We start from the raw sequence: 1,710 nt of genomic DNA on the forward strand, positions 1-1,710 counted from the left end.
CACCGCATGAACCTGAAAAACCGACTTTGCAATATCGACGCCAACTCGAATAATCTTCATGGTGGACTCCTCTTTAACGTTGACTGGTGGCTGGAACTACCAGTTTGGCACTTTGATGCCGGTTAGTAGAGGTGGGGTCCATCCCATTGTTTTAGGTCCGTAATATACCTATCGAGGCGTCCGTTGGGATTAGACCACTACAGGTGTCTTGATCGCAGTAGCCGAGTTTGAATGTGATTTACTGATTGAACGGACACATGCCGGTATTGCGCGTGCCAAGGCCGAAGGAAAGCAACTGGGTCGCCCGACCGTATTAACCGACATACAGAAAGCAGAAGCCCTGCAACGTCTTTGGAATTCCATCTGCTCATCGCTGAGATTGAACAATTGCTGAACCAGCAGCACCCGAACCATCAATTCGGTCGGAAACGGCGGCCGGCCGCCGCGGGCGCGGTTGGGTCGAGGGGCTGCCCGGTCAATGTCTGCTGCCAGTGCGGTAAAATCGACATGGGTCCCCAGGACCTTCAGCGCATCGCCCAGCTGATCAAGCTTGGCTTCACGTTCTTCACTGGCAAACAGACTGGATTTGATCATGATTGGAGGGCTGACTTTCGGATGTCAGAATCATGCCATGGATGAGAGGTTTTTCGAGGTGCCCTAAAGAATGGTAACGCGCGTGTCTACTCAAACTTTTATCAGGAGTAGATACGGGGCTTCCTCAAAGACTGGTGTCGTTTATGCCGGGACAGATGCCCCATTGAAAATCACACTAGGCGGTACCTACACTCGCGCCTTGTCAAATAAAGTCCTGTTGACGTCATTAAATAGGAGAGAAAAATTGCAGGAATTAATCATCCAGGAAATTGCGCAAGTTTCAGGTGGAATGGTCTCATTTAGACCAATTTTATGTCCCCGATGCATGCCGCAAACTGTTCCTAAAGGCTGAGATAAACCCATCGGAATTGATACGGTTAGGAGGGTGAAATTGCTCCAGTTAGTAACATATTAGGGAGTCAGCCACCGGCTCGCCTACCAGGCATAGTTAAAGATTGACCCATTGGTCGACACACCTTGCTGCGTTATCCCTCTGTTGGCGCTAAGAGCGTCCTGTTAACGTGGTCCAAATTGAACAGTCAAGACTAGAAAGAGATTTGATGCAATTACTTAACTTACTGGAAATCGATCAAGTAAGCGGTGGAATCACTTCTCATACGAGAGCGATAGACTCATCAGATAATCAGGACGTAAATAGCTTAGGGCAGAAACAGGCTAGACCGATAAGCCCCACGTCAAAGTTTGATTTTTCTCGCCACCAAGACATGTTTTCTCTTGCTTCTGCTTTCTTCTCTTTATGAACTTAATCGATAATTAGAGGGCTTTTTCTGCATAAATCCGTATGACCTGTCCTGACAAACGTAGCCCCCACTTCAAATGCAGGCAGAATGCCTGTTAAATTTCTCTGCAAACACCGCCGGCGCCACATTCCCTAGACGAGCGTGGCGTCGTTGGCAGTTGTAAAAGATCTCGATGTACTCCCGGATCGAAGCATCCGCCTCGGTCCGGATTCTATAACGCCGATGGTGGTAAATACCCGGAGGCCAGCATCTATCGCCGTCGCTGGACAGTGACCAAGCTGATTGACTCCTTATTATCGGAGTTCAGTCATGCTTGCAGTCCCCCAGCGCGCTTTCGTTGCCAACCAGCCCGTCG

Annotated in this window: 2 pseudogenes; both read right to left on the bottom strand. The window is 49.4% G+C overall.

Annotation, left to right across the window (positions count from 1 at the left end):
- Positions 1–351 precede the first annotated feature (351 nt).
- Positions 352–594: pseudogene (locus tag CSQ89_RS21365) on the bottom strand (transposase); the annotation flags it as partial.
- 833 nt (positions 595–1,427) lie between these two features.
- Positions 1,428–1,589, bottom strand: a pseudogene (locus CSQ89_RS23970) (IS3 family transposase); the annotation flags it as partial.
- Positions 1,590–1,710 lie beyond the last annotated feature (121 nt).

This window comes from Chitinimonas sp. BJB300 (genome assembly GCF_002735695.1).
Classification (GTDB): Bacteria; Pseudomonadota; Gammaproteobacteria; order Burkholderiales; family Chitinimonadaceae; genus Chitinimonas.